23 protein-coding genes are annotated in these 23,561 nt (G+C 62.3%); 5 read left to right on the forward strand and 18 right to left on the reverse strand.

Annotated features, from left to right (window positions below; genetic code table 11):
* Positions 1-9: 9 nt before the first annotated feature.
* From AC1Z32_RS38205 to AC1Z32_RS38235, 7 genes are all read right to left on the reverse strand, one after another.
* Positions 10-816 (reverse strand): ABC transporter permease, encoded by an 807-nt coding sequence (locus tag AC1Z32_RS38205; RefSeq protein ID WP_483484039.1) that lies wholly within the window; start codon positions 814-816, stop codon positions 10-12.
* Positions 797-1,651: an ABC transporter ATP-binding protein gene (locus AC1Z32_RS38210; protein ID WP_483484040.1), complete on the reverse strand. Its 855-nt coding sequence runs from the start codon at positions 1,649-1,651 to the stop codon at positions 797-799. Before AC1Z32_RS38210 ends, AC1Z32_RS38205 begins: the two co-directional genes overlap by 20 nt.
* Entirely contained in the window at positions 1,648-2,673 is a 1,026-nt protein-coding gene (locus AC1Z32_RS38215; RefSeq protein ID WP_483484041.1) for an ABC transporter substrate-binding protein, read from the reverse strand. Before AC1Z32_RS38215 ends, AC1Z32_RS38210 begins: the two co-directional genes overlap by 4 nt.
* Before the next feature lie 113 nt (positions 2,674-2,786).
* Positions 2,787-3,857 (reverse strand): 3-isopropylmalate dehydrogenase, encoded by a 1,071-nt coding sequence (gene leuB, locus AC1Z32_RS38220; protein ID WP_483484042.1) that lies wholly within the window; start codon positions 3,855-3,857, stop codon positions 2,787-2,789.
* 42 nt (positions 3,858-3,899) lie between these two features.
* Positions 3,900-4,493 carry a 3-isopropylmalate dehydratase small subunit gene (leuD, locus tag AC1Z32_RS38225; RefSeq protein WP_483484043.1) on the reverse strand — a complete coding sequence of 198 codons (594 nt, stop codon included), beginning with the start codon at positions 4,491-4,493 and terminating at the stop codon, positions 3,900-3,902.
* Positions 4,494-4,495: 2 nt separating this feature from the next.
* Positions 4,496-5,926 (reverse strand): 3-isopropylmalate dehydratase large subunit, encoded by a 1,431-nt coding sequence (leuC, locus tag AC1Z32_RS38230; RefSeq protein ID WP_483484044.1) that lies wholly within the window; start codon positions 5,924-5,926, stop codon positions 4,496-4,498.
* A gap of 354 nt (positions 5,927-6,280) precedes the next feature.
* Positions 6,281-7,153: a class I SAM-dependent methyltransferase gene (locus AC1Z32_RS38235; RefSeq protein ID WP_483484045.1), complete on the reverse strand. Its 873-nt coding sequence runs from the start codon at positions 7,151-7,153 to the stop codon at positions 6,281-6,283.
* Between the two features lie 297 nt (positions 7,154-7,450).
* Here AC1Z32_RS38235 and AC1Z32_RS38240 point away from each other — a divergent pair, with 297 nt between their 5' ends.
* Positions 7,451-7,729 carry a hypothetical protein gene (locus AC1Z32_RS38240; RefSeq protein WP_483484046.1) on the forward strand — a complete coding sequence of 93 codons (279 nt, stop codon included), beginning with the start codon at positions 7,451-7,453 and terminating at the stop codon, positions 7,727-7,729.
* 140 nt (positions 7,730-7,869) lie between these two features.
* Here the strand turns inward: AC1Z32_RS38240 and AC1Z32_RS38245 are convergent, their stop codons facing one another.
* From AC1Z32_RS38245 to AC1Z32_RS38290, 10 genes are all read right to left on the reverse strand, one after another.
* Positions 7,870-8,619, reverse strand: coding sequence for a glutathione S-transferase family protein (locus AC1Z32_RS38245; protein WP_483484047.1), 750 nt, complete (start codon positions 8,617-8,619; stop codon positions 7,870-7,872).
* Between the two features lie 102 nt (positions 8,620-8,721).
* A complete protein-coding gene (locus AC1Z32_RS38250; RefSeq protein ID WP_483484048.1) occupies positions 8,722-11,049 on the reverse strand; it encodes a putative bifunctional diguanylate cyclase/phosphodiesterase in 2,328 nt (775 codons plus the stop codon).
* A gap of 14 nt (positions 11,050-11,063) precedes the next feature.
* Positions 11,064-11,684 (reverse strand): methylamine utilization protein, encoded by a 621-nt coding sequence (locus AC1Z32_RS38255; RefSeq protein ID WP_483484049.1) that lies wholly within the window; start codon positions 11,682-11,684, stop codon positions 11,064-11,066.
* Positions 11,681-12,100, reverse strand: a complete 420-nt coding sequence (locus AC1Z32_RS38260) for a group I truncated hemoglobin (protein WP_483484050.1) — start codon at positions 12,098-12,100, stop codon at positions 11,681-11,683. The genes AC1Z32_RS38255 and AC1Z32_RS38260 overlap by 4 nt, the downstream gene beginning before the upstream one ends.
* 2 nt (positions 12,101-12,102) lie before the next feature.
* On the reverse strand, positions 12,103-13,005 hold the full coding sequence (locus tag AC1Z32_RS38265; protein WP_483484051.1) for a DUF3034 family protein: 903 nt from the start codon (positions 13,003-13,005) through the stop codon (positions 12,103-12,105).
* A gap of 306 nt (positions 13,006-13,311) precedes the next feature.
* Entirely contained in the window at positions 13,312-14,334 is a 1,023-nt protein-coding gene (locus AC1Z32_RS38270; RefSeq protein ID WP_483484052.1) for an FAD-binding oxidoreductase, read from the reverse strand.
* 17 nt (positions 14,335-14,351) lie between these two features.
* Positions 14,352-16,019 (reverse strand): hydroxylamine reductase, encoded by a 1,668-nt coding sequence (hcp, locus tag AC1Z32_RS38275; protein ID WP_483484053.1) that lies wholly within the window; start codon positions 16,017-16,019, stop codon positions 14,352-14,354.
* Between the two features lie 395 nt (positions 16,020-16,414).
* Positions 16,415-16,876 (reverse strand): ribonuclease, encoded by a 462-nt coding sequence (locus AC1Z32_RS38280; protein WP_483484054.1) that lies wholly within the window; start codon positions 16,874-16,876, stop codon positions 16,415-16,417.
* Between the two features lie 116 nt (positions 16,877-16,992).
* Positions 16,993-17,493: an NUDIX domain-containing protein gene (locus tag AC1Z32_RS38285; protein WP_483484055.1), complete on the reverse strand. Its 501-nt coding sequence runs from the start codon at positions 17,491-17,493 to the stop codon at positions 16,993-16,995.
* A 220-nt stretch (positions 17,494-17,713) separates the two neighbouring features.
* Positions 17,714-19,750, reverse strand: coding sequence for an oxidoreductase (locus tag AC1Z32_RS38290; protein ID WP_483484056.1), 2,037 nt, complete (start codon positions 19,748-19,750; stop codon positions 17,714-17,716).
* 165 nt (positions 19,751-19,915) lie between these two features.
* Between AC1Z32_RS38290 and AC1Z32_RS38295 the strand changes: the two genes are divergently transcribed.
* The 4 genes from AC1Z32_RS38295 (at position 19,916) to AC1Z32_RS38310 (ending at position 22,601) form a co-directional block, all read left to right on the forward strand.
* Positions 19,916-20,557, forward strand: a complete 642-nt coding sequence (locus AC1Z32_RS38295; protein WP_483484057.1) for a TetR/AcrR family transcriptional regulator — start codon at positions 19,916-19,918, stop codon at positions 20,555-20,557.
* 130 nt (positions 20,558-20,687) lie between these two features.
* Complete coding sequence (locus AC1Z32_RS38300; RefSeq protein WP_483484058.1) at positions 20,688-21,002, forward strand: hypothetical protein; 315 nt, start codon at positions 20,688-20,690, stop codon at positions 21,000-21,002.
* Between the two features lie 32 nt (positions 21,003-21,034).
* The gene (locus AC1Z32_RS38305; protein WP_483484059.1) at positions 21,035-21,403 is read left to right on the forward strand and encodes a DUF2784 domain-containing protein; all 369 of its coding nucleotides are present in this window, start codon (positions 21,035-21,037) and stop codon (positions 21,401-21,403) included.
* A gap of 214 nt (positions 21,404-21,617) precedes the next feature.
* Positions 21,618-22,601, forward strand: a complete 984-nt coding sequence (locus AC1Z32_RS38310) for a glycosyltransferase family 2 protein (protein ID WP_483484060.1) — start codon at positions 21,618-21,620, stop codon at positions 22,599-22,601.
* Here the strand turns inward: AC1Z32_RS38310 and AC1Z32_RS38315 are convergent.
* A complete protein-coding gene (locus tag AC1Z32_RS38315; protein WP_483484061.1) occupies positions 22,546-23,517 on the reverse strand; it encodes a LysR family transcriptional regulator in 972 nt (323 codons plus the stop codon). The two genes, AC1Z32_RS38310 and AC1Z32_RS38315, sit on opposite strands and share 56 nt — an antisense overlap.
* Between the last annotated feature and the right edge of the window lie 44 nt (positions 23,518-23,561).

A 23,561-nucleotide genomic window follows, 5' to 3' on the forward strand; every position in this document is an offset into this window, starting at 1 on the left:
CGCGCACGCTCAGGCGCTCGCGGCCACGGTCTGTCCGGCAACGGGGCGCCAGCGCAGCAGGTGGTCCTCCACCATCGACACCGCCGTATCGAGCACCAGTGCAAACACCGTCAGCACCAGAATGCCCGCGATCACCGAGTTGATATCGAACACACCCTCGGCCAGCAGAATCAGATAACCCACGCCCTTCTCGGAGCCCAGGTACTCGCCGACCACACTGCCCACGAAGGCGATGCCGATCGCGTTATGCAGGCTCGAGAAGACCCAGCTCGTCGCCGAAGGCAGATACACATGCCGCATCAGCTGACGCGAATTGGCGCCCAGCATGCGGGTATTGGACAACACCGTGGGACTGACCTCGCGCACGCCCTGGAAGACGTTGAAGAACACCACGAAGAACACCAGGGTCACGCCCAGCGCCACCTTGGACCAGATGCCGAGGCCGAACCAGAGCGCGAAGATCGGCGCAAAAATGAGGCGCGGCATCGAATTCATGGCCTTGATGAACGGATCGAACACGACCGCCAGGAACGGATTGAGCGCGAGCCACAGCCCGCACCCCAGGCCGAACGCCGTGCCTATCGCGAACGCCAGCATGGTTTCGAGCAGCGTCGTATAGAGGTGACGAAACACCGACCCCGTCACGAACCATTCGATAACGCGACGCGCCACGCCAACCGGATCGCCGAAGAAGAACGGCGACAGCCATTTCTGATGGGTGCCGAGCCACCAGAAGAAGAGCACGCCAAACAAAATGGCAAGCCGGGTGAGCAACACGGTGAATCGATTGTTCGGGTCAAACTCGATTGCGCGCATAGCTTTTCAGAACCTCCCCTCGAAGCACGTCCCAGATCTGGGTGTGCAGTTGCAGGAAACGCTGCGTCATGCGGATTTCCGACATTTCGCGCGGACGCTCCAGATCGATCTCGAACTCGGCGATGGGCCGCGTGCCGGGCCCCGCCGACAGCACGATGACGCGGTCCGATAGCGAGATGGCCTCTTCCAGGTCGTGGGTCACGAACATCACCGACTTGCGGTCGAACGACCATAACCGCAGCAGCTCGTTCTCCATCAGGTGCCGGGTCTGGATATCCAGCGCGCTGAATGGCTCATCCATCAGGATGATGCGAGGATTCAGCGCCAGCGCCTGCGCGAGCCCGGCGCGCTTGCGCATGCCTCCGGACAGCTGATGCGGATATTTCTTGCCGTGGCCGTGCAGGCCCACTCGCTCCAGCCAGTCGCGCGCCACGCCCAATGCCTCTTCGCGTGGCGTGCCGCGGAAGATCAAACCCATCGCGATGTTTTCTTCGGCCGTCTTCCAGGGCATGAGCGCATCCACCTGGAACAGATAAGCAGCCTGCCTGTTCAGCCCGTTGGTCAATTTCTCGCCGAACACGCTCAGACTGCCCGACGATGGCCGCGTCAGTCCGGCGGCCACGTTCAGCAGTGTCGACTTGCCGCAGCCCGTGGGGCCGACGATCGAGACGAACTCGCCGTCGCCGATCGTCAGGTTCCCTCCGGAAACGGCGGTGTAGGTTTGCGCGTTCCTGCCATTGCCGGCGAAGGTGCATGTCACATTGTCGAAACGCAGGGCTTCGCGCGCCTGGGTTGGCCCGCTATCGAGCGGGATGCTGCAGGCGACGGTGCTCATGGCTGGATCTCCGCCGCCTTCCTCACGAACCGGTTGTCGTAGGTCGTGGCGAGATCGATCTTGGCCGACGCCACGGTGGGGTCGAAAGCGGCGAGCACGTCACGCACGGTCTGCGCGCCCTTGGCGGTGATCTCCCCGTTCTGTGCGATACAGCGGCGGCTATTCGTGAAGGCCTCGGCATAGAGCGCCTTGTTGTCCTCCAGGTACTCGGGCGGCACATTGTTCGCGACCTCTTCCGGCGTGGCCTTGGCGATCCACTTCTCGGCGCGCACGATCGCATTGGCGACGGCCTGCACCGTCTTCGGGTTCTTGTCGACGAAGTCCTGTGTCGCAAACAGGCTGGATTCAGGGTAATCGGAGCCGAATACCTTGACGTTGCCGTCGGCCGTGCGCATGTTCTCGAGCGGCTTGAGGCTGCCGTCCTTGGTCAGGATCGTGGCGCTCGGATCATTGACGATCAGCGCATCGATCTGTCCCGCCCGTACCGCCGCGACCGCTCCGGCCGCCTGACCCACGCCGATGATGGACACGTCCGAAGACTGCAGTCCGGCCTTGTGCAGAATGTAGTTGACGGCCATGTGGGTGCTGGAACCCGGCGCGCTCACGCCAATACGCATGCCCTTCAGATCCTTCGGCGACTTGACATCGGCCTGGCGTTTCTGGGACACGCCGAAGATCCACCCGGGACAAATGACCTGCGCGGCCACCACCACCAGATGCTGTCCTTTGGTGGCCATGGTGATGGTGTTCGAATAGGCGCCCGCCACCATGTCGGAACTGCCGCCCAGCAGCGCTTCCAGCGTCTTGGAGCCGCCGGAGAAGGCGGCGATCCTCACATCCAGCCCTTCGTCCTTGAAGTAACCGCGCTGCTTGGCGACGAGCATCGGCAGATAGGTGATGCCCACCGAAGCCGCTGCAATGTGCAGCTCGGGCTTCTCGGGCACGTCCTTGGCCACGGCCGTGACGGAACCGCAGGCAAGCTCGAACGCCGCGCACAGCGCGATGGCAAGTTTCAGCTTCATGGTTGTCTCCTCCCTTTCAAGGGATATTCTGGTGCGACAAACTGCCGGGGATGGACCAGCCTTGCGCGTGTCCCTGACTCCTGAAGTGCCGGTCCGTCCGTGACGCGATCCGCCTAGGCTGCCTGCTTGCGCAGCGCCTCGACGACCGCGTCGCCCATGTCAGCGGTGCCGATGCATCGCGTGCCCTCCTGGTGGATGTCGGCGGTACGGTAGCCCGCGGCCAGCACCGCGCGCACGGCCTGTTCGACGCGGCTCGCGGCATCTTCCATCTCGAAGCTCTCGCGCAGCATCATTGCAAGCGACAGGATGGCCGCGAGCGGATTCGCCATGTCCTTGCCCGCGATGTCCGGCGCGGAGCCGTGCACCGGCTCGTACAGCCCCTTGCGGTCGTAGCCCAGCGAAGCGGAAGGCAGCATGCCGATCGAACCGGTCAGCATGGCCGCGGCGTCCGAGAGAATGTCGCCGAACAGATTGCCCGTGACGATCACGTCGAACTGCCTGGGCCGGCGCATCAGCATCATCGCGGCGGCGTCGACGAAGAGATGGCTCAGTTCGACGTCCGGGTAATCTCGTCCGACGCGCGTGACCACCTCGCGCCATAACTGGCTCGCCTCGAGCACGTTGGCCTTGTCCACCGAGCACAGCTTGCTGTGACGGCGGCGCGCGGCCCGGAACGCGGCGTGCGCGACGCGCTCGACCTCGGATTCGGCATAACGCATCGTGTTGAAACCCGCGCGCTCCCCGTTCTGGTTGGTCTCGAAGCCGCGCGGCTGGCCAAAATAGGCGTCGCCGTTCAACTCGCGCACGATCACGAGATCCAGCCCGTCGACCACTTCCGGCCGCAGCGTCGAAGCGCCGATCAGCTCGGGGAACATGTAGGCCGGGCGGAAGTTGGCATAGAGCGTCAACGCCTCGCGCAACTGCAGCAACCCGGTACCCGGACGGCGTTCGCGCGGAATGTCGGCTTCGTCGGCCACGCCTACTGCGCCGAACAGGATGGCATCGGCCTTGCGCGCCAGTTCCAGCGTTGGCGCGGGCAGCGGGACCCCGTGTGCCTGAATGCCGGCCTCGCCGATGGGCGCCTCCTGCGTCTCGGCCTGCGGCGCCACCACCTGCAGCACCTTGAGCGCCTGCGCCACTACTTCGGGACCGATACCATCACCGGGCATGACTGCAATCTTCATCTGGATTCCTCCTTGGTCGTTATCGGGATGAGCGCGCCTTTATCAGACGCCGGCACGGCCGCGCTCGAATGCATCGATGCGGTCTCGATGCGAAAGCGTGTAGTCGATCTCGTCCATGCCGCGCAGCAGACACGCCTTGGCGAAGGGCTCCATGTCGAAGGCATGCGAGGAGCCGTCGGGGAGCGTCACGGTCTGCGCGGGCAAGTCGACGGCGATGCGGCTGCCCGGGCTGGCCGACAGGCTGTCCAGCAGCGGCAGGACCACGGCTTCCGGCAACACGATCGGCAGCAACCCGTTCTTCAGGCAGTTGATGAAAAAGATGTCGCCGAAGCTCGGGGCGATCGCCGCGCGGATGCCGTAGTCGTAGAGCGCCCATACCGCATGCTCGCGCGAAGAGCCGCACCCGAAATTGTGGTTGGCCACGACGATGCGCGACTCGCGATAAGGCGCCTGGTTGAGCAGGAAATCGGGCCGTTCGGCGCCATCCGGACCGAAGCGCAGCGAGCGGAACAGAAACTGGCCGAAATCGTCGGAGCGGGGTTTTTGCAGGAAGCGCGCGGGCAGGATCTGGTCGGTATCGCAGTTGATGGCGACGATCGGCGCCGCGACTGCGTCAAGGTAAGTCAGGCTTTCCATGTTCAGGCTCCAAGGAGGCGGCGCACATCGGTCAGACACCCGGTCACCGCGGCGGCGGCGGCCATCGCCGGGCTCATCAGATGCGTGCGCACGCCAGGCCCCTGGCGGCCGACGAAATTGCGGTTCGAAGTGGAGGCGCAGCGCTGGCCGGGCGCGGCAATATCGCCGTTGGTCGCGAGACACATCGAACAGCCGGGAAAGCGCCACTGAAAGCCGGCGTCCGTGAAGACACGGTCCAGCCCTTCGGCTTCGGCCTGCGCCCGCACCTCGTGCGAGCCCGGCACCACCCACGCCTCGACACCGGGCGCGATACGGCGGCCGCGCGCCACTTCGGCCGCGCTGCGCATATCCTCGATGCGCCCGTTGGTGCACGAGCCGATGAATACCCTGTCGATCGCCACGCCTTCCAGCGCCTCATCCGGCGCCAAGCCCATGTAGTCGAGCGCCTGCGACATCGCGGCGCGCAGATCGGGATCGGCCTGCCGCGCGGGATCGGGCACGCGGCGGTCGATGGCACAGGCATATTCGGGCGTCGTGCCCCAGGTCACCATCGGGGCGATTTCGGCCACGTCGATATGCACTTCGCGGTTGAACGTCGCGCCGGGGTCGGTAAACAAGGTGCGCCAGCGCGCCAGCGCCCGGTCCCACTGCTCGCCCGCGGGTGCGTAGGGGCGCCCGGCCAGATACGCAAACGTGGTTTCGTCCGGAGCGATCATGCCGGCGCGAGCGCCAGCCTCGATGGTCATGTTGCACAGCGTCAGGCGGCCTTCCATCGACAATCCTGCGATCGCGGAGCCGGCGTACTCGATCACATGGCCTGCCGCGCCAGCCACGCCGATCCGCGCGATCACGGCCAGGATCAGGTCCTTGGCGTTGATGCCCGGACCCGGCCGTCCGTCGAGGGTGACGCGCATGTTTCTGGACTTGCGCTGCCACAGGCATTGTGTGGCGAGCACGTGGGCCACCTCGGTCGCGCCAATACCGAACGCCAGCGCGCCCATCGCCCCGTGCGTCGAGGTGTGGCTATCGGCGCAGACGACGGTCATGCCGGGCAGACTCAACCCCTGCTCCGGCCCGACGACGTGCACGATGCCGCGCCGCGAGTCGTCCATGTCGAACAAGGTGATGCGCGACTCGGCCGCATCGCGTTGCAGGGCTTCGATCATGGCGCGCCGCTCGGGGTCGGCCACCGCCGCCATGTCGTTTGCCGCGCTGGACACGTAGTGGTCCGCCGTGCCGAAGGTACGCTCGGGCGAGCGCGGCTTGAGCCCGCGCTGGCGCAACAGGTCGAATGACTGCGCCGTGACGTCGTGAATGAAATGCCGGTCGATGAACAGCAAATCCTGTCCATCGTCGCGCGACATGACCCGGTGACTGTCCCAGATCTTGTCGTAAAGCGTTCGCGGACCACCCGTTCCCTGGTCGAGTTGCATTACGTTGTCTCGCTCCGTCAATTTGTCGGCCGCGGCAAGCGCGGCCATGCGGTTTCACAATCGGCTGCGGTGTGCAAGCATCATGCACGATGCAAGCGGGCCTGTTCGTGGTCTTTTGGAAAGGCACCATCGCCGATCGCGATGACGAAATCGCCCGGTGTCGATGTCAGCGGTTTATGACGGCTGGCGTGTGCAGCGACCCTCACGCGTGACGGCGTGATTCTGATGATCTGCGTCGGTTTTTGGGAAGCGATGTGGCATTCGGGTCAATCGTTTTTATATGGATATCTAATCATTCTGCGAAAACGCAATCGCGTGCGACGTCGCGTTCATCCACCGCAACGCGCGCGATCGCTACGGTTTGACGAACTTGAGCGTCATGCGGTCCGATTCTCCGATCGCGGCATAGCGTGACCGGTCGGCCTCGCCGCCCCTGTAGGTGGGTGGCAGCGACCACACGCCATGCGGATAGTCCTTCGTATCCTTCGCGTTCGCGTTGATCTCGCTGCGCGCAACCAGCCTGAAGCCGGCTGCCTGCGCGTGCTCTATGACGAACGCTTCGGTCACATAGCCGGAATCGATCATTTGCTGCACGGTCGTTCCCGGCCGCGCGCGATGCTCCTCGACACCAAGCTCGCCGCCGTGCTTCAGTGCGCCGTAAAACGCGCGCAGATTCGCATCGAGTTCCCCGTCCTTGATCCAGTTGTGGATGTTTCGAAACGTCAGCACGCGGTCGAACCGATCCTGCGCGTCGAAGCCCATGAACCGGCCCGCGTGCAACGTGCCGACGACGACGTTTCCATACACCGCCGGATCAGCCGTGAGTTTGCGACGGTACGCTGCATCGGTCGCGCTCTCCTCGGCGGCGAGTTCTACGGACGTACTGACATACTGCGCTTCATAGAGACGGCCTGCATCGTGCAGATACGGCACAAGAATGTCCGTGTACCATCCGCCCCCCGGGGCGATTTCCAGCACTGTCTGGGTCGGACCGAGGTCGAAGAACTGCAGCGTTTCCTTCGGATGGCGATAGACGTCGCGCGCACGCGCCTTGTCGCTGCGCTGCGATCCGCTGATGGCGGCATCGAGCGACGTGGAGCTGACACTTTGCGATTGCGAATCACGCGATGAATCCAGCGACGAGGACGCGCAACCTGCCAGCGCGAGCATGAAGAAGGTGGCCGCGATCGTGACTCCGCGCGCCCGGTCAAGGCGAATAGGGTTCATGAAGCGTGATTGAAGTCTGAGAAGTAAGACACGATACGCGTTTCTTTCGCACTCTGCTTCGCCGCAGAGCGGTCGAGCGCGCCCCAACGGCAGCCGGGCGATGAAGTATCTGTGTGCATCTGCCCAGCCAACCGCAAGTCGGAGACACTTAGTCAGATCAGAACGTCGGCCCTAAAGATCGCGCTGAAAACGCCGTTATTCGCGAGCATGGACCTGGGTCTGCCGAGCTGCGAACTCCTGCCGACCCGTTCTCGTCACGATGTATCCAGTTGCCCAAACCATACGAATACAAGCAAGATGAAGCTCTTCGCCGCCGTTACTGCCTTGACTGTTCTGGCAGCCTGCACATCGATCTCGGAAGTCGCACCGGCCGGCGACGGGCACTACACCGTAACTACACAGGTGCGCGGTGGTATGACTCCCTGGGGAGAGGTCAAGGCGTCAAGCCTGAAGCGCGCCGATGAATACTGCACCCGACAAGGCAAGCAGATGCATCAGGTCGATATGCAGACGCATGGCGTTCGCGGCTGGACGCCGCAAGAGGCAGAACTCACCTTCGCGTGCGTGGCTGGATAACAGACGAACCCCTCGGACCAACACAGTGTAAGGACGCGCGCGGCGCTGCGCGACACCGCTATCGTCGAGGCAGTGAACAGCGCGTTGCGCCGACTTCGTGCAGGGAGATTTGCCGAGCAGACCGGTCGCCCCCCGGCGAGCTAGCTTGCGGACTGCGACGACCATTCGCTGAAGTCCGGCCCTTCGCAAATGGTTTTATGTCTGGCCCATTCCACTTCGGCGGCGGTGGCATACGTCACGCCTGGCTCCCACCACAGCGCGCCTTCCTGTTGAAAGGATGGGCGACGTTCCATTCGCGCAATCAGCGACGCGAGCTTGGGCCGATTCGGATCGCGCCATGACATGCGCAACGGGCGCCGTTCGATGAACTGGCAGAAGCATGCGAGCAAGATGTCCTGCGCGGAAACCACGCCAGGGACAAAAGCGGCGTCCGCGCCGATGAGCCGGTCCTCGAACCAATCGAGGAGATGCTGATTGCGAATGGCGCATCGCGCGGCATGGCTGTTCTCTTCGTGCCGCACGCCCGACCATTGCAGTTGCGAGACCGTCGTCGTGGATACACCGAAGGTTTGCAACGTGGCCAGCACGAGCTTGTCGTCCCAGCATTCGGTCTCGCGCACGTAGCCGGCTGCCAGAGGTTCCATGCCTTCCGGCGCGGGACGGACCGGATAGCTGGACATCAGATAGTCGATGATCACGGCCGAATCCCACAAGGTCAGGGCGCCGTCCACCAGAGTAGGAACCTGCAGAGTGGGCGCCACCTTCGCGCGCTCTTCGGCACTGGGCGTCGTGAAGGTCTCGGCGCGCTCGAAATCCAGGCCCTTCTCGACAAGCACGATGCGGACGGCGCGCGCGAAGGGCGATCCGGTCGTGAAGAACAGCTTGCGCATGGTTGTCTCCTTGACGGATGAATCGCGTCTCAACCACTCCCTGGATCTTCACATAGTTCTCGACCGCTCGCCACGACCGCGAGCGGCGAAGGCGCGCAAGCCTCAAGCCTCGTGCGTCACCGTGCGTTGCGTCTGCCACACGTCGAGCCATGCCTCCAGCTTCGCCGGCGGCAGTGGCCTGCTCAGGTGATAGCCCTGCGCCAGATCGCAGCGCAGCGTCCTGAGCCGCTCCAGCATCTCCTCGCTCTCCACGCCTTCCGCCACCACCTTCAGACCCATGTTGTGCCCGAGATCGATCGTCGAGCGCACGATGGTCTCGTCGTCCTTGTGCTGCGACATGCCCATCACGAAGGACTTGTCGATCTTCAGCTCATCGACGGGCATGCGCTTCAGATACGACAGCGATGAGTAACCCGTGCCGAAATCGTCGATGGACAGGCGGATGCCCAGCGCATGCAACCGGTCGAGCGTTTCGATGGCGTGATTCGGGTCGTCCATGATCGCGCTCTCGGTGATCTCGATCCAGATCCATTCGGGCGCGACGCCGTGCTTGTGGAGCAGGCCTTGAAAGGTCTCCGGCAGCGACGACTGAATGAGTTCGCGCGCCGACACATTCACCGACACCGCCAGCTCGATGCCCTGCTCGCGCCACGCCGCGCATTGTCCGATCGCCTTGTCGGCGACCCAGCGCGATATCGTCTTGATGTAGCCTGTCTGCTCCGCGAAAGGGATGAACTGGTCAGGCGAGATGAAGCCGCGCGTCGGATGATCCCAGCGCACGAGCGCCTCGACATACTTCACGCGATGCGTCGCGAGATCGACCTTCGGCTGATAGTGGAGCGTCAGCTGATCGTGCTCGACCGCCTGACGCAATTCGCTCATCAGCGAGAGTCGTTCGGCGCTGTTCTGGTCGTGACGTTCGTCGTAGAGCGCGAAGCCGAGGTTGGAGCGCTTGGCCACATACATCGCGATATCGGCGCGGCGCAGGAGCACGTTCATGTCCGCGCCGTTCTGCGGAAAACTGACAATGCCGATGCTCGCGCCCACATCGACGAGTTGCCCTTCGATCATGATCGGCTCCTCCAGCGCGCGCAGCATGCGGGCAGCGAGCAGCCGCGCCGCCGCGAGATCGTCGGTGGGCAGAAGCACGGCGAACTCGTCGCCGCCAAGACGCGCGACCGTGTCGGTCTCCCGCTGCAGCGTGGCGCGCAGACGCTTCGCCACTTCGCACAGCAGCATGTCGCCGATCGGATGCCCGAGCGTGTCGTTCACGTACTTGAAGCGGTCGAGATCCATCATCATCACGGAGAGCGGGTAATTGCCGCGCATCGCGGCGGCGATGGCCTGCTGCAGACGGTCAGTGAAGAGCGCGCGATTCGGCAGGCCCGTCAACCGGTCCATGTACGCGAGTTCCGTGATGCGCTTCTCGCGCTCTGCAATGCCCTCCTGCATCTGGTTGAACGCGCGCGCGAGCTGGCCGACTTCATCGTTCCGGCGAATCTCGATGGGCGCGGCGTAATCGCCCTGCCCGATGCGCCGCGAGAACTGCGCGAGCGCCGCGATGGGCCGCGTGACTGAACGCGCCGTCAGCACGCTGCCGACGACCGACACGATCACGCCCAGCAGCGTGATCAGCAGCAGCGTCGACTGCACGCGATGAAACGGCGCGAGCGCTTCGTTAAGCGAACGCTCGAGCAGCACCGCGACCGCCTGCCCTTCCGAATGCAGGCGCACGATGCGCGTGGCGTAGCCGTCTTCCGCGAGTTGCGCCTGATCCTTGAGCGCGGCGCGCGCATCGTCCGGCAGCGAGCTCGCGAGCACGCCCCAGCCGCCGTTTCCGTCGACCGTGAGAAACGACACGTCGAGCGATGTGAGCGAGCTCATCTCGCGCGCGAGGGCATCGTCTATGGCGAAGCCCATCACCACCCATGCGATCGTGATGGGCGCTTTCACCGGCACCGCGACCAGTTGATATGCGCGCGCGCCGATCATGCCGAACGACGACGCATCGCCTTTCGTCGCGACGGTCCTGATGAGCTTGGGGAATGGAAACGCCATGCCTTCGTGCCCGATATCACCGCTGTCCGCGATCAGCTTGCCATCGAGATCGACGAGCATCACGACGTCCGCATGAATGCGGTTGCCGTGATTCCGCAGCGCGGACGCGACGGTCTTGCTGTCGTGCGTCGCGACCGCCTCGCGAAAGCCGAAGTCCGCGGCGGCCACGCTCGCCGCCTGCGTCAATCGCTCGCTGTTGCCATGGAGAACCTGCGCGAACACGCGCTCGGCCACCGTCAGTTGCTCCTCGGCGTTGCCATGCGCGTTCTTGAGAATCACCGAGTTGATGACGAGAAACGCCGCAGCCTGCGCGACGAGCATCAGCACCACGAAGACGAGCGCGATCCTCGCGCGCAGGCTGTGAAGGAGCATGGGCGTCGGGTCTCCTATTCGGCTGGCTTCAGGTCGAGGGCGAACTTCGCGTCGACGTCGGCGGCGACACTGAGCTTATGCGTCGGCTGCGCGTTCGCGTCGCGCTGACGGAAATGCCACGCGATCACCTTGTATGCATCGGCGGGCAGGTTTTCGATCGTCGCGGCGCCGCTTGCGTCGGTCTTCGCGAACCAAGGCGTATCGACGATCAGCAGGTACGCGACCATCGAGTCGTGGATATTGCAGCCCATCACGACGAGGCCGGGCTTGTCGAACACGACAGGATTCGCCGGAATGCCGTGATACAGGTTCAGCTCGAAGCGCTTGGGCGGCGAGAACGAATAGACGTCGTGTTCGATGTTGTCCTTGTTCGGGAACGTCACCGACGCGCCCGTCTGCACGACCGAGACCATCGGCACGAAGCGGCGCCTGATCTGGTCGATGACCGCGCCGGCGGGCTTCGTCGATGGCAGCTTGCCGCTCGCGGGCAGCGCGTAGACGATGGCGTCGGGCACGGGCGCGCCTGCCTGATCGACCACTTGCACGCGCACATTCGCGGCGTGCGCGAGCGTGGCGCTTATCGCGAATGCCGCGAAGAAGCTTGAAAGAGAATGCATGAATGTGAGCTTGTTCATTCGCGATCCTGCACGTCGCGATACATCGGTGCGAGTTTCGCGAGCAGCTTGTTTTGCGCGTGGAAAGGCACGCCGTTCTTGTCCATCGCGGCCTGCAGATCTTCGATGACCGCGTTGAACGCGGCGCGATCTATGTTCTGGCCTTCGTGCGTTCGCTTCATGTTGCGGCCCGTATAGACACACGGGCCGTCGAGCAGCACGCAGAATTGCTCGACGATCTTCAGCTTGATGCGCTTCACGGGCGCGTTGTCGAAGTACGGCGCGGTGCGCGGGTCGGCGAGCACGTTGTCGTACATGTCGTCGACGATCTTCGTCAGGCCTTCTTTTTCACCGAACTGTTTGTAGAGGGCGTCGTCCGCGTTCGCGCCTAAGCTCGCGAGCAGGAGAACCAGAAAGGCGGCGTGATGCATCTTCATGATCAGAACCCCGCCTGCAAGGAGACATAGAGACCGCGCTGGTTCTTCATGGTCGCGATATCGCCGAGCGCGACATACGCGGTCGTCAGCGAGACATGCTTGTTCGGCGCCCATGCAATAAACGCGTCGTAGGCGTCCTGCTCGCGCGCGAACGACAGATTGTTCGGCTTCATGCGATATTCGCCACCGATGGCGACATTCTTCGACAGCAGATACGCCACCGATGAGTCGAACTCCGGGTGATACGCGTTGGACCTGTCGCCGCCGAATCCGAGCAGGCCGAACTGGTTCGCCTTCGTGAAGCGCAGCGTGCCGTTGAGCAGAAGACTTTGCGCGAGCAGGAGCTTCGTCGCGGAAAGATAGAAGTCGGTGCCGGAATTGCTCGTCGCGCCGACCGCTTTCACGATATTGCCTTGCTCGTTGTGCTTGAATTGCACGCCCGCCGCGATTTGCGGAATCCACGTATCCTGATCGAGCACGGCATCGCCGAGCACGCGCACCTTCACGCCGAAGATGTTCTGGTTGAACTTGAAGTTTTCGCCGAGACCGAGTTGCGCGCCGGCATCGCGCGTATCGAAGCTCTGTCGCGCGAGCGACAGCTCCACGCGATTCGCGACGCCCACGGTGAGACCCCACGTGCCGAGCGCGTAGTCCTGAGTGCGGATATAGGTGCCGTGTGCGTTCGCGCCGAGCTGGCTTGCGGTGCCGTAGCCGCCGATCACGGCCCACGGCGTGAGGCCGCCGCCCGCGGCGCCTTCGACTTCCGAGACGCCGCCCGTCAACAGCAGCTTGCCGCCGGTAAGGGGTACGACGGGCGGATCGTCGGCGCGGGCGCACGACGAAAACGATACGAGCGCCGCGGCGCTGAGACCGGCGAGACGCGTCCTGTTGTGAATCAAACGCATGCGAGTGGCATTCAAACGGGTTGAAGAGATTCCCGTATGCCGCCGCGGGATGCCGCGTGCTGTTCGCGCGGCGAGCCTGGCGCCTGGGAGCGACGCTCGCCGGATAGGCCGCGTCTTTTCATCCACGTGTAAACGGCCGCGTTTGCTCAGACTTGACGGGCGTTCGTAAGAAATAGAATGCCAAACGTTTGCGACAGAGGATCGAATCGCTCTTGGCCGAGAGGCGAAAATCGCCTTCGCCTCCAGATAGAGGCAAGCATTCGTTGCCGGCGCGTGCCACGCCGGCAACCGCTCGATGCCGTGATATCAGGACACGAAGCGTTCACTCACGAACTGGCTGGCGGGCACACGGGCAGCAACGGCTGCATCCCGCGCGGCATTCACGAGCGCAGGCGGCCCGCACACATAGATGTCCGGACACGCGGCGGTTTCTTCCAGCGCCAGCTTCAATGCATCGGCTGGCGTGCCAGAAAAACCACCCCAGTCTTCTGCCGCTCGCCAGACGCAGAGCGTGACCTGTAGCTGCGGAATCGAAGCTTGCAGTTGCGCCAGTTCATCGAGCATGAAGAGCTCGCTCTCGAACGTCACGCCGAAGAAAAGCCTGGCTTCGTCCATCTCCTGGTATTCGGCCATGCGCCGCAACATCGCGATGATCGGCGCGAGTCCGGTCCCGCCCGCCACGAACCAACGCGGCCGCAGGCTGCCCGTAATCAGCCCGAAGCCACCTTGCGGACCACGCACGGTGAGCGCGTCGCCAACCTGCGCCGCTTCGCGCAGCCACGTTGAAAACCTTCCCTGCGGCTGTAACCTGATGACGAATTCCAGGCGCCCTTCCCAGTTGCTCGTGTTCGCGAGCGAATAGGGGCGGCGCACATCGCTTGCTGGAATTTCGAGTTCGGCAAACTGACCGGCTTCGAATTGCACGGCACTGCCATACGTATCATCGGGGTCGATGAGCAACGCGAGATGCATGGTGTCCGTGGCCACGCACTCGAGCGATACGATTCGCCCGGTGCGAACCGGCACCGGTTCGCGAAGCACTTTGCTGCTGTCGTAAGGCACGACGATGCGCAGGTCGCTGCGCGGCACCGTGCGGCATAGCAGAATCGCATCCGCTTCACCACGCGGCAACGCATTCGCGCTGTGTTCGCGAAGATCGTAGTCACCTTCGGCCACTGTTGCATGACACGAGCCGCAACTGCCATTCCGGCATTGAGACGGCAAGGTATAGTCCGCCTCCGCAGCCGCCGACAGCAGGTCCCGGTCAGCCTCGCAGCCAAAACCGAACTGCATTCCGTCGCGGGTCGTGATCTCGATTTGACAGGTCATGTGTGCGCCCTCGCCTCTCACGCTGCCCGGGGTGCGAGCGCCACGGCGAGATCGGTTCGGGCATCGCCGATGGGCTGGATGCCGAACTGCTGCACCAGGATGTCGAGTGCGGTCGGCGTGAGAAACGCGGGAAGCGTCGGCCCCAACCTGATGTTGCGGATTCCGAGAGCAAGAAGCGTAAGCAACACTGCCGCCGCTTTTTGTTCGAACCATGAAATCACCAGCGACAACGGGAGATCGTTCACACCGCAGCCGAACGCGCCCGCCAAGGCAGTCGCGATCCGGATCGCCGAATAGCTATCGTTGCACTGACCGATATCGAGCAGGCGGGGAATGCCATCGATGTCGCCGAACTCGTGACGATTGAAGCGGTACTTGTTGCAGCCGAGCGTCATCACGACCGTATTGTCCGGAGCCTGTTGAGCGAACTCCGTGTAATAGTTGCGCCCAGGCGCGGCGCCGTCACATCCGCCGATCAAAAAGAAATGCTGGATCTTTCCGGCCTTGACCGCATCGATGACCTTATCGGCGACACCCAGAACCGCGTCATGCCCAAAGCCGACGGTGATGGTTTCGACGGGCGCCGTCTCACGGAAGCCAGGCAACGCTTGTGCCGCCTGGATGAGCGTCGTGAAGTCGTGATGCGCGAGATGGCGCACGCCGGGCCAGCCCACCGGACCCGTCGTGAAGATACGCTGGCGGTACATCGGCAACGGCTCGATGATGCAGTTGGACGTCATCAGAATCGGTCCCGGGAACTTCGTGAAATCACTCTGCTGGTCTTGCCAGGCTCCGCCATAATTGCCTGCCAGATGATCATAGGCATTGAGCGTCGGATAGCCGTGCGCAGGCAGCATCTCGCCGTGCGTATAGACCTGGATACCGGTGCCCTTGGTCGCTTCCAGAAGTGCATGCAGATCACCGAGATCGTGACCGGATACGAGGATGGCCTTGCCAGCCACCGGCGTCACGCGAACCGGGGTCGGCTGCGGCGTGCCGAAGCGACCCGTGTTTGCAGCGTCGAGCAACTCCATAACCTTGAGATTCAGGCGCCCCAATTCGAGAGCCTGCGCCAGCAACGCATTGACGTCCGTGGGATTGCGAGCAAGAAACTCCAGCGTGCCTTCTACACCGGCGTAGACTTCCTCGCTTTCATAGTCGAGCACTCGCGCATGGTGTGCGTATGCCGCTACGCCCTTGAGTCCGTAAAGAACCAGTGCGCGCAAGCCGATAACATCCTCACCCAGTTGCTCGAGGCCTTCCTGAATGCCGACAGTGCTCGCTTGAGCAAGCAATTCAGGCAATGACCCGCCCGGCTGCCAGGCCGCGGGACCGGACAATTGTTCGATCGACATTCCGCGCGCTTGCGCGAGTTCCTCACACCTGGCCTTGACACGATCGCGCGTAATGGCGGCTTCCCGCAGCATGGCGGTGAACCGGCCCGCGTTGAAATTTACGTTGGTCAGGGTTGTGAAAAGCCCAAATAGAATAAAGCGATCTGCCTCTCGGTCCGACTCACCCAAAGCACGAACAAGCGCGCCATACTGTCCGATACCTTTTAAAGCATGCACCAGCAGGTCTTGCAAATCCGCAGTAGTCGCGTCCTTGCCGCAGTTGCCTTTCGCTGAGGCGCAGCCGGGTTGTCCATTGGTGCGGTCGGTTTGTTCGCATTGGTAGCAAAACACGGATCCTTCTCCTTATGTAATCAATGACGCGGGGAACACGCGTTGAAGCGAGGTAGTTCGCAGATTTGGGCGATGCGTGATTTGATGCATTCTCAATGAATCTTTAATGCGGCACCAACTTCGATTCACGATCTTCGTGACTATCGTCAACTACGATTGAGCAATGTCGGGGATGAGTACAAATGCCGCACGGGCAAGCCGAAGCAGTCGCGTTAGCATGAAAATCTTTCGTCCGCAATTCGCGGATTTGTTCGCGCGATAACGCAAGCTTTGCCGATTGCATCGGCATGATCTATCGATCATGAAGAAGCGCGCCCTTGCGGCGCGGTCTCTGGAAGCACAACGCCCCGGCGTCGATCTTATGGACGGCCCGGGGCGTCTTTCATTGGCAGAAGTTATTCCGCAATGCGTTTGAAACTGGCGTAATAGTCTTCGGTGTAGTAGCAATCGCCGATCTGCCTGCGCGGTCCACCACATACGATGCGGCGCTGCCCGCGATCCGCCGAGCCAGGTGTTCGAACCGTGTATGCGTGGTAATAGCCGCGCGGATGCTGCGGCAGCAATACCGAGCTGTTGCGGAACAGGACACCGTCCTCGCTGAATGGGAAAGGGCCGCCCGCTTTGATCAGACGCAGCGTTTCTGCTGCTTCCGCCGGCAACTGCGACTTATTGACCGCGGTTAGCCCGCCCTTCGCCTGCGCACCCGATGCGGCGGCGGTGTCGCTCGCGGCCTGCACCGGCGCCTGACTCGCGGATGCACCCTGCTCCTGAACGGCACTTCGCGATCCGTCCTTGCCGCATCCGCCGAGGATCGCACTCAAGACGAAGATGCATGAGAAAGCCCACGCTCGCTTCACGAAACGGCGCCTCCGGGTTGATCAACATTGGATGACCACGAACGATCCAAGGGTATCGCCAATAGCAGAATGAATCAACGATGCGGTGAGACTGTGTTTCGAAACTCAAAGCCGAACTATCGAGAGAGCGCTCCGCCGAGATACGCAACCACCGCTCCTGTCAGTGCGATGCCGTCCAGTTCCTCCGGCAATGCCAGATGCACGGCGATAATCTCGCGGTTATCGAGTCGAAGCTCGGGTATTCGATCGAGGTGCAGTTCAAAAAAGTGCACCTCGTCTCTTCGCCCGTCCCAAGTGCCGCAGACACGGCCCGCGGGGAGTAACGGGTACGGCGCGAGTCCGATCTCCTCCCTCAATTCGCGCTGTGCCGCTGCAGCGGGCGCCTCGCCGGGCTCAAGACTGCCGCCGGGAAAGTTCCATTCGGCCCGGTACGATGACTTCACGAGCAATAGCGCCTGCCCGACGTAGATTGCTACTAGCGCGCCCTCATGACGAGGCCGCCGAATGTGCCACCAGACGCGAGCGAGCCGAAATCCGAGGCGAAGCATCATGCGCCAGACAGAGTCGATTAGGCTGGCCGGTCGCTCTCGCTCTCGCTCTCGCTCGAGGCTCGGCATGAGGTCTCTCCTTTCATTGATCAGAGGATCTTTTGGTTCGCTGCGCTCGCGTGGCCTGGATCATTCAGCGCCTGCAAAAGCAATGCGTGGGAACCATAGTTTAGCCTGAGGCTCCTCCAGGAAAAGGGCTGCGCGCAGCCGACCTCGTGGATGTGTTTCGCCGACCCGAAAAGCGTGCAATGGGATCAGCCGATGGAAAAGCAAGCGAGTCCCCGAACCCCTATAGATCCTTTACCAGTCGAAGCGCGTCAAAGATCGCGGCGTGCGTGTTGCGTGCGGCTACCGCATCGCCGATCCTGAACAACTGAAAGCGTCCTTCGGGATTGGCCTCTTCGGTCTGCGGCTTGCCATCGATGAGATCGTCGTAGTTCACCGCGCCACGATTCTTCGATAGCGGCTTGAGCTCGAAATACAGTTCGTCCATTGGAATGGTGCCGTGGTTGACAACGATCTGATCGTAGCGCTGCTCCTTGCGAACGCCGCCGTAATCGCTTCCGATCGTCGCAACCAGTTCGTTTCCTTCGCGGCGAACGGCTTCGAGGCGAAACGTGACCGTGAACGTCGTCGCGAGATTCTGCAGCGCGCGCATATAGGGCACGAGGTTCATGCTCATCACTTCGGGCGAGAACGTGCGGTCGGGCGTCATCACCTCCACCTTGCCGCCGGCCTGCGCGATCGTTTCGGCGGCCTGCAGCGCGGCGTGATCGCCGGCATCGTCGAAGATCAGCACGTTGGCGCCCGGTTTCACGTCGCCGGAAATGATGTCCCATGAAGACACGACATGTTCGTTGCCTTCGCTGCAGACTTCGGTATGCGGCATGCCGCCGGTCGCGACAATCACAACATCCGGATGCTCCGCGAGCACCGTCTCCACGTCTGCCCACGTATTGAACCTGAAGCGCACACCGAGCTTTTCGCACTGCGCCATGCGCCAGTCGATGATGCCGATCATCTCTTTGCGGCGCGCGTTCTGCGCGGTGAGCCGGATCTGGCCGCCGGGATCGTTCATCGCTTCGAGCACGACCACGTCGTGGCCTCGTTCGCCCGCCACGCGCGCGGCTTCGAGGCCCGCCGGCCCCGCGCCCACGATGACGATTCTTCGCTTCGTCGCGGCGGGCTCAATCGTATGCGGCATTTCCAGCTCGCGGCCCGTTGCGGCGTTATGGATGCACAGCGCCGCGCCGCCCTGATAAATGCGGTCGAGACAGTAGTTCGCGCCCACGCAAGGCCGGATATCGTCTTCCCTGCGCTCGATGATCTTGCGCACGATATGCGGATCGGTCATATGCGCGCGCGTCATGCCGACCATATCGATCTTGCCCGACTCAATGGCGTAGCGCGCCGTGGCGACATCCTGGATACGCGCCGCATGGAACGTGGGAAAGTCCGTCGCCTTTCGGATCTCGCCCGCGAAATCGAGGTGCGGCGCGCTCTTCATCCCCATGATCGGGATGATGTCCGTGAGACCCGCATCGGTTTCCAGATGCCCGCGGATCACATTGAGAAAGTCGACGAGACCGCTGTCCCTCAAGCGCTTCGATATCTCGATACCCTCCTCCTTCGTGATGCCGCCTGCGATCATCTCATCGGCCGTATAGCGAATGCCGACGAGAAAGCGCTCACCGACGCGCTCGCGGATCGCACGAAGCACGTCGAACGTGAAGCGCATGCGATTTTCGAGCGGACCGCCGTACGGACCATCGAGCGTGTTGGTCAGCGGCGACCAGAACTGATCCATCAGGTGTCCGTATGATTCGATTTCCAGCCCGTCGAGGCCCGCGGCTTTCATGCGCTCCGCCGCGTCCGCGAAGTCGCGGACGATGCGCTCGATGTCCCAGTCCTCCAGTTTCTTCGGGAAAGCCCGATGCGCCGGCTCGCGGTTGTGCGACGGCGAGACCGCGGGCAGCCAGTCGCCCTTGTCCCAGCGCGTGCGGCGGCCCAGATGCGTCAGTTGAATCATCACCTTCGCGCCGTGCTCGTGACACTCGTCGACGAGATCCTTCATCCACGGCACGACTTCATCCTGATACGCAAGGATGTTGTTGAAGACCGGCGGACTGTCTTTCGAGATCGCAGCGGAACCGGCGGTCATCGTCAATGCTATGCCCGCTTTCGCACGCTCCACGTGGTAAGCGCGATAGCGCTCCTTCGGCATGCCGTCCTCGGCATACGCCGGTTCATGCGACGTGGTCATGATCCGGTTTCTGAACGTCAGATGTTTCAACGTGTAGGGCTGCAGCAACGGATCCGTGGACATGGATACCTCTTCGAAGCGAGCGGGGACGACACGACGGTTATTAAGGGAGAGTAGAACTGCTGTACACATGTGTCAAGCAGGGAGACATTGGTGTACATTCAGACGGTGGGGCCCTCGCCTTCAGCCGACGCGCGGGGACGCATGACCGATAAGAGAAACGATGTTATGGACCAGACGCTCGACATGGTGCGCGGTTCGGCCGATATGTGGCTGGACGCGGCCTATGAAAGTCTTCTCCAAGGAGGCGTGGACGCCGTCCGCATACTGCCTCTCGGAAAGAAGCTCAATGTTTCGAGGACCAGTTTCTACTGGTTTTTCAAGGATCGGGAGGAACTGCTTTCCGCCCTGCTCGGCCGATGGAAGCAGAAGAACACCGGCAACTGGATCGAGCGCACGGAAGCGTATGCGGACACCGTGTGCGAAGCGATGTTGAACGTGTTCGATTGCTGGTTCGACGACACGATCTTCGACTCGCGCTTCGAAGCCGCGATTCGTAGCTGGGCGCAGCAGGCGCCGGAAATCGCCGAACAGATGGCGGAGGACGACGAGCAACGCATTTCGGCGCTGACTGCATTATTCGCGCGTTTCGACTATGCGCCGCGCGCCGCCGATATCCGCGCGAGGGTGGCGTATTTCACGCAGGCCGGTTATGTGTCGACCAGGCCGGGCGAGGATATGTCGGTCAGAATGAAGCGTATTCCGGACTACGTCGAAGTTTTTACGGGTGTGCGGCCGAAGAAACACGAGCTCGAGCGCTTCTATGCACGAAGAAATTTCAAGTTCCGCGGGCGCACCCGGATGGATTGAGCAACGTTTCCAGGCGGTAATGTTTCATCCGTGGAAACCCCCGCATTTCCGCTGAAAGAGCTTCTCTGAACGCGCCATCCGCCGGCAAGGAGTCCATCCAATGCCTGAACAAATCACGAAATATCCCGACGTGACGCTCCAGGTGCTGAAAGGCGCGGGTGCCGCGTGCGGTGAAGGCGTACCGCAGAAAATCCTGAAGCAATGCCCTGCCGCGCGGTTTTGCGCGTTGCCGAGCGGCGAGATCTGCGTCTATGGGATCGACGAGATTGCGCACATGACGCAAATCGATGCCCGCGAAATCGCCGCCGTCGTCGCGCCACAGGGGCGATCCGATGCAATGCCGCCAATATCCGCGTGGTGGCTGGGCGCGATCATTCTCGTGGCCGGCTTGCTGGCAGGCTTCGTGCTGGGGAAAACGATGGAAAGGCGCGCCAAAATTCGCTGACCTGCGGATATCGAGCAATCTCGCGAACGCCCATGATTTCGCTCGCCGATATGGTTCTCGTTTTGCATGCGCTGATCGTGGTGTTCATCGTCGGCGGTCTGATCGCGATATGGATAGGCGCAGCATTCAATCGCCAGTGGGCACGAAACCGCGCATTTCGGACGACGCACATAGTCGCCATTGGTATCGTGGCGGCGCTTGCCGTGCTCGATCTTCCGTGCCCGCTTACTGTCATGGAAGATCATTTGCGCGCCGCAGCGCCGGGCGCGCAAGGATTCCTGCAACGCTGGATCAGCGTCTGGCTGTATCTCGACCTGCCGCTGTGGATGTTCACACTTGCCTACATTGCCTTCTTTGTCGCAGTAGCCGTTACGTGGCGCCGCATTCCGCCGCGTTCGTGACCGGATAGCAGGCCGATAACTTGCGTCATCCGGGTTTGCGTTGTAGAAACGTTGAACTGCAACGCGCTTTCGGGGTCGCAGCATCGGTTGCATGCGAATGCAGCTTAAGAACTGCCGAACAACCCTAATACATCATCGAGGCGATCCAAGTACACTCGTTGTCGCTTGTCGCTCCCTGAATAAAGCCGAACCTGCATCGAAAAGATCATTATTCATGCCAGCTCCGCCGAAAATCAGCGTCCTGTTACCTGTGTACAAAGTCGAGCCCTACATTGAAGAATGTCTGGACTCGCTTCTGACACAAACCTCCACTGACTTCGAAATCATCGCCGTCGACGATAGCAGTCCTGATCGGTCTGGCGAAATGACCTGCCGCATCCTCGAACAGCAGAACAGAATTCCGTGGAAGTTTATTAAAAACCGTGAGAACAAAGGGCTCGCCGAAACCCGCAAGATCGCCGCTCAGGCGGCACGCGGCGAGTACGTGCTGTGCGTCGACAGCGACGACCGCGTGCATAGCGACCTCATTCGAAGGATCATCGACGAAGCCGAAAGACATCATGCGGACGTCGTGGTCTTCGCCGCCGAGAACGTGAGCCCGGAAGGCACGATCAATTACCGCATCGAAACGGGAGACTCCGTCATCACCGGCGTGGAAGCCGTCGAGAGGATCATGGATCTGTCGCTGCAGGCCTACTGCTTCAACAAGCTCGTGCGGCGTTCGATCTTCCTCGCGGTCGAGCATCCCACCGGACTGATCTACGAAGATATATGCGTGTCGGTCCAGACGCTCGGTAAATCGAACATCGTCCGCCTCATGCCCGACACGTTGTATTCATACATGTACCGGGAATCGGGAATTTCGACACGCTTCAATCCCAAGATCGTGGATCTTTTTGCCATCATGGACCGCGTGGAGAAGAGCACCGCGTCGATGCCGATACCGAATTACCGAAACCTCTTGTTCAGGCTGAAATATATTTACGCCTTTAGAACGATCGCGTTTCAGGCGGCGATCAAGGCGCCGACCTATCGGCTGGCGAAACCCATTCTGTGCAGCGTTTCGAACAAGCTTCATCTCACGCACCTGCTCGGCATGTTTTCGGACCATCGGCCGAAGCTGTCCATCGTCATGGCCATGCTCAAGGTCCATCCGTGGATTTTTTACTGCTTTGTCCGGCACTTCGCACGCCGGTAGCTTCTTCATATGGATGCCTGACTATCTCCGAATTTGCAGATCGTGAGGCGCCATCGACGAGCAGATCGCGCAGCGCGTTGAGCGCCGCCGAGAAGTGGCCCTTGCGCCAGACGAGCAGCGTATCTACGCGCCCGAGTTCGCCGATCGAATGCAGATCCACTTCGCCGTCGAGACCTGCGAGTTCGAGCACGGAGCGCGGCGCCACCGCGACGCCCGCTCCCGCCGCCACGCACGCGATGATCGCGTGATAGGAGCCCAGTTCCAGCACGCGCGCCGGTCTGATTCCCTGCTGCTCGTACCAGCGCATCGCATACGTGCGGTACGCGCAGCCGCGCTCGAACGCCACCAGCGTGAGGCCCGCGGCATCGCGCGCCATGCCCGCGGGATGCTGCCCGCGCGGCGTGACGAGCGCCAGTTCCTCTTCGAACACGGGCACGGACTCGAACTGCCCGGAAGGCAGCGCGTCGGACTCGAGCGGCCGCGCCATCACCGCCGCGTCCACTTCGAACGTGCGCACGCGCTCGATGAGCGCGCGCGTCACGCCCGTCGTCAGTTCCAGCGTCACCTGCGGCCAGCGCCGGTGATAGGCCGCCAGCACGCGGGGCAGACGGCTCGCGGCCGTGCTTTCCATCGTCCCGAGCCGCAGACGGCCTTGCGGACGATTTTCGCTGACCGCGTGGCGGGCCTCTTCCGCGAGGGCGAGCAGCCGCTCCGCGTACGGCAGCAAGGTCTCACCGGCCGGCGTCAGCACGAGACGGCGTCCATCGCGAATGAAGAGGTCGGTGCCGAGCGTCTCTTCGAGCTGACGAATGCGCGTCGTCACGTTCGACTGCACGCGGTTGAGCTTGGCGGCCGCCCGCGTCACGCCGTTCTCGTGGACGACGGCCCGGAAGATGGTCAGTGCTGCAAGGTCCATGATCTTTCCAGAAGATTGATGGTATCTCGATTATTCATTTTTCA

Source organism: Caballeronia sp. 11_S32, assembly GCF_056930355.1.

Coding starts and splice junctions, on each gene's coding strand:
- AC1Z32_RS38205 (WP_483484039.1), bottom strand. CDS start 816: ATGCGCGCAATCGAGTTTGACCCGAACAATCGATTCACCGTGTTGCTC.
- AC1Z32_RS38210 (WP_483484040.1), bottom strand. CDS start 1,651: ATGAGCACCGTCGCCTGCAGCATCCCGCTCGATAGCGGGCCAACCCAG.
- AC1Z32_RS38215 (WP_483484041.1), bottom strand. CDS start 2,673: ATGAAGCTGAAACTTGCCATCGCGCTGTGCGCGGCGTTCGAGCTTGCC.
- leuB (WP_483484042.1), bottom strand. CDS start 3,857: ATGAAGATTGCAGTCATGCCCGGTGATGGTATCGGTCCCGAAGTAGTG.
- leuD (WP_483484043.1), bottom strand. CDS start 4,493: ATGGAAAGCCTGACTTACCTTGACGCAGTCGCGGCGCCGATCGTCGCC.
- leuC (WP_483484044.1), bottom strand. CDS start 5,926: ATGCAACTCGACCAGGGAACGGGTGGTCCGCGAACGCTTTACGACAAG.
- AC1Z32_RS38235 (WP_483484045.1), bottom strand. CDS start 7,153: ATGAACCCTATTCGCCTTGACCGGGCGCGCGGAGTCACGATCGCGGCC.
- AC1Z32_RS38240 (WP_483484046.1), top strand. CDS start 7,451: ATGAAGCTCTTCGCCGCCGTTACTGCCTTGACTGTTCTGGCAGCCTGC.
- AC1Z32_RS38245 (WP_483484047.1), bottom strand. CDS start 8,619: ATGCGCAAGCTGTTCTTCACGACCGGATCGCCCTTCGCGCGCGCCGTC.
- AC1Z32_RS38250 (WP_483484048.1), bottom strand. CDS start 11,049: ATGCTCCTTCACAGCCTGCGCGCGAGGATCGCGCTCGTCTTCGTGGTG.
- AC1Z32_RS38255 (WP_483484049.1), bottom strand. CDS start 11,684: ATGAACAAGCTCACATTCATGCATTCTCTTTCAAGCTTCTTCGCGGCA.
- AC1Z32_RS38260 (WP_483484050.1), bottom strand. CDS start 12,100: ATGAAGATGCATCACGCCGCCTTTCTGGTTCTCCTGCTCGCGAGCTTA.
- AC1Z32_RS38265 (WP_483484051.1), bottom strand. CDS start 13,005: ATGCGTTTGATTCACAACAGGACGCGTCTCGCCGGTCTCAGCGCCGCG.
- AC1Z32_RS38270 (WP_483484052.1), bottom strand. CDS start 14,334: ATGACCTGTCAAATCGAGATCACGACCCGCGACGGAATGCAGTTCGGT.
- AC1Z32_RS38285 (WP_483484055.1), bottom strand. CDS start 17,493: ATGCCGAGCCTCGAGCGAGAGCGAGAGCGAGAGCGACCGGCCAGCCTA.
- AC1Z32_RS38290 (WP_483484056.1), bottom strand. CDS start 19,750: ATGTCCACGGATCCGTTGCTGCAGCCCTACACGTTGAAACATCTGACG.
- AC1Z32_RS38295 (WP_483484057.1), top strand. CDS start 19,916: ATGGACCAGACGCTCGACATGGTGCGCGGTTCGGCCGATATGTGGCTG.
- AC1Z32_RS38305 (WP_483484059.1), top strand. CDS start 21,035: ATGATTTCGCTCGCCGATATGGTTCTCGTTTTGCATGCGCTGATCGTG.
- AC1Z32_RS38310 (WP_483484060.1), top strand. CDS start 21,618: ATGCCAGCTCCGCCGAAAATCAGCGTCCTGTTACCTGTGTACAAAGTC.
- AC1Z32_RS38315 (WP_483484061.1), bottom strand. CDS start 23,517: ATGGACCTTGCAGCACTGACCATCTTCCGGGCCGTCGTCCACGAGAAC.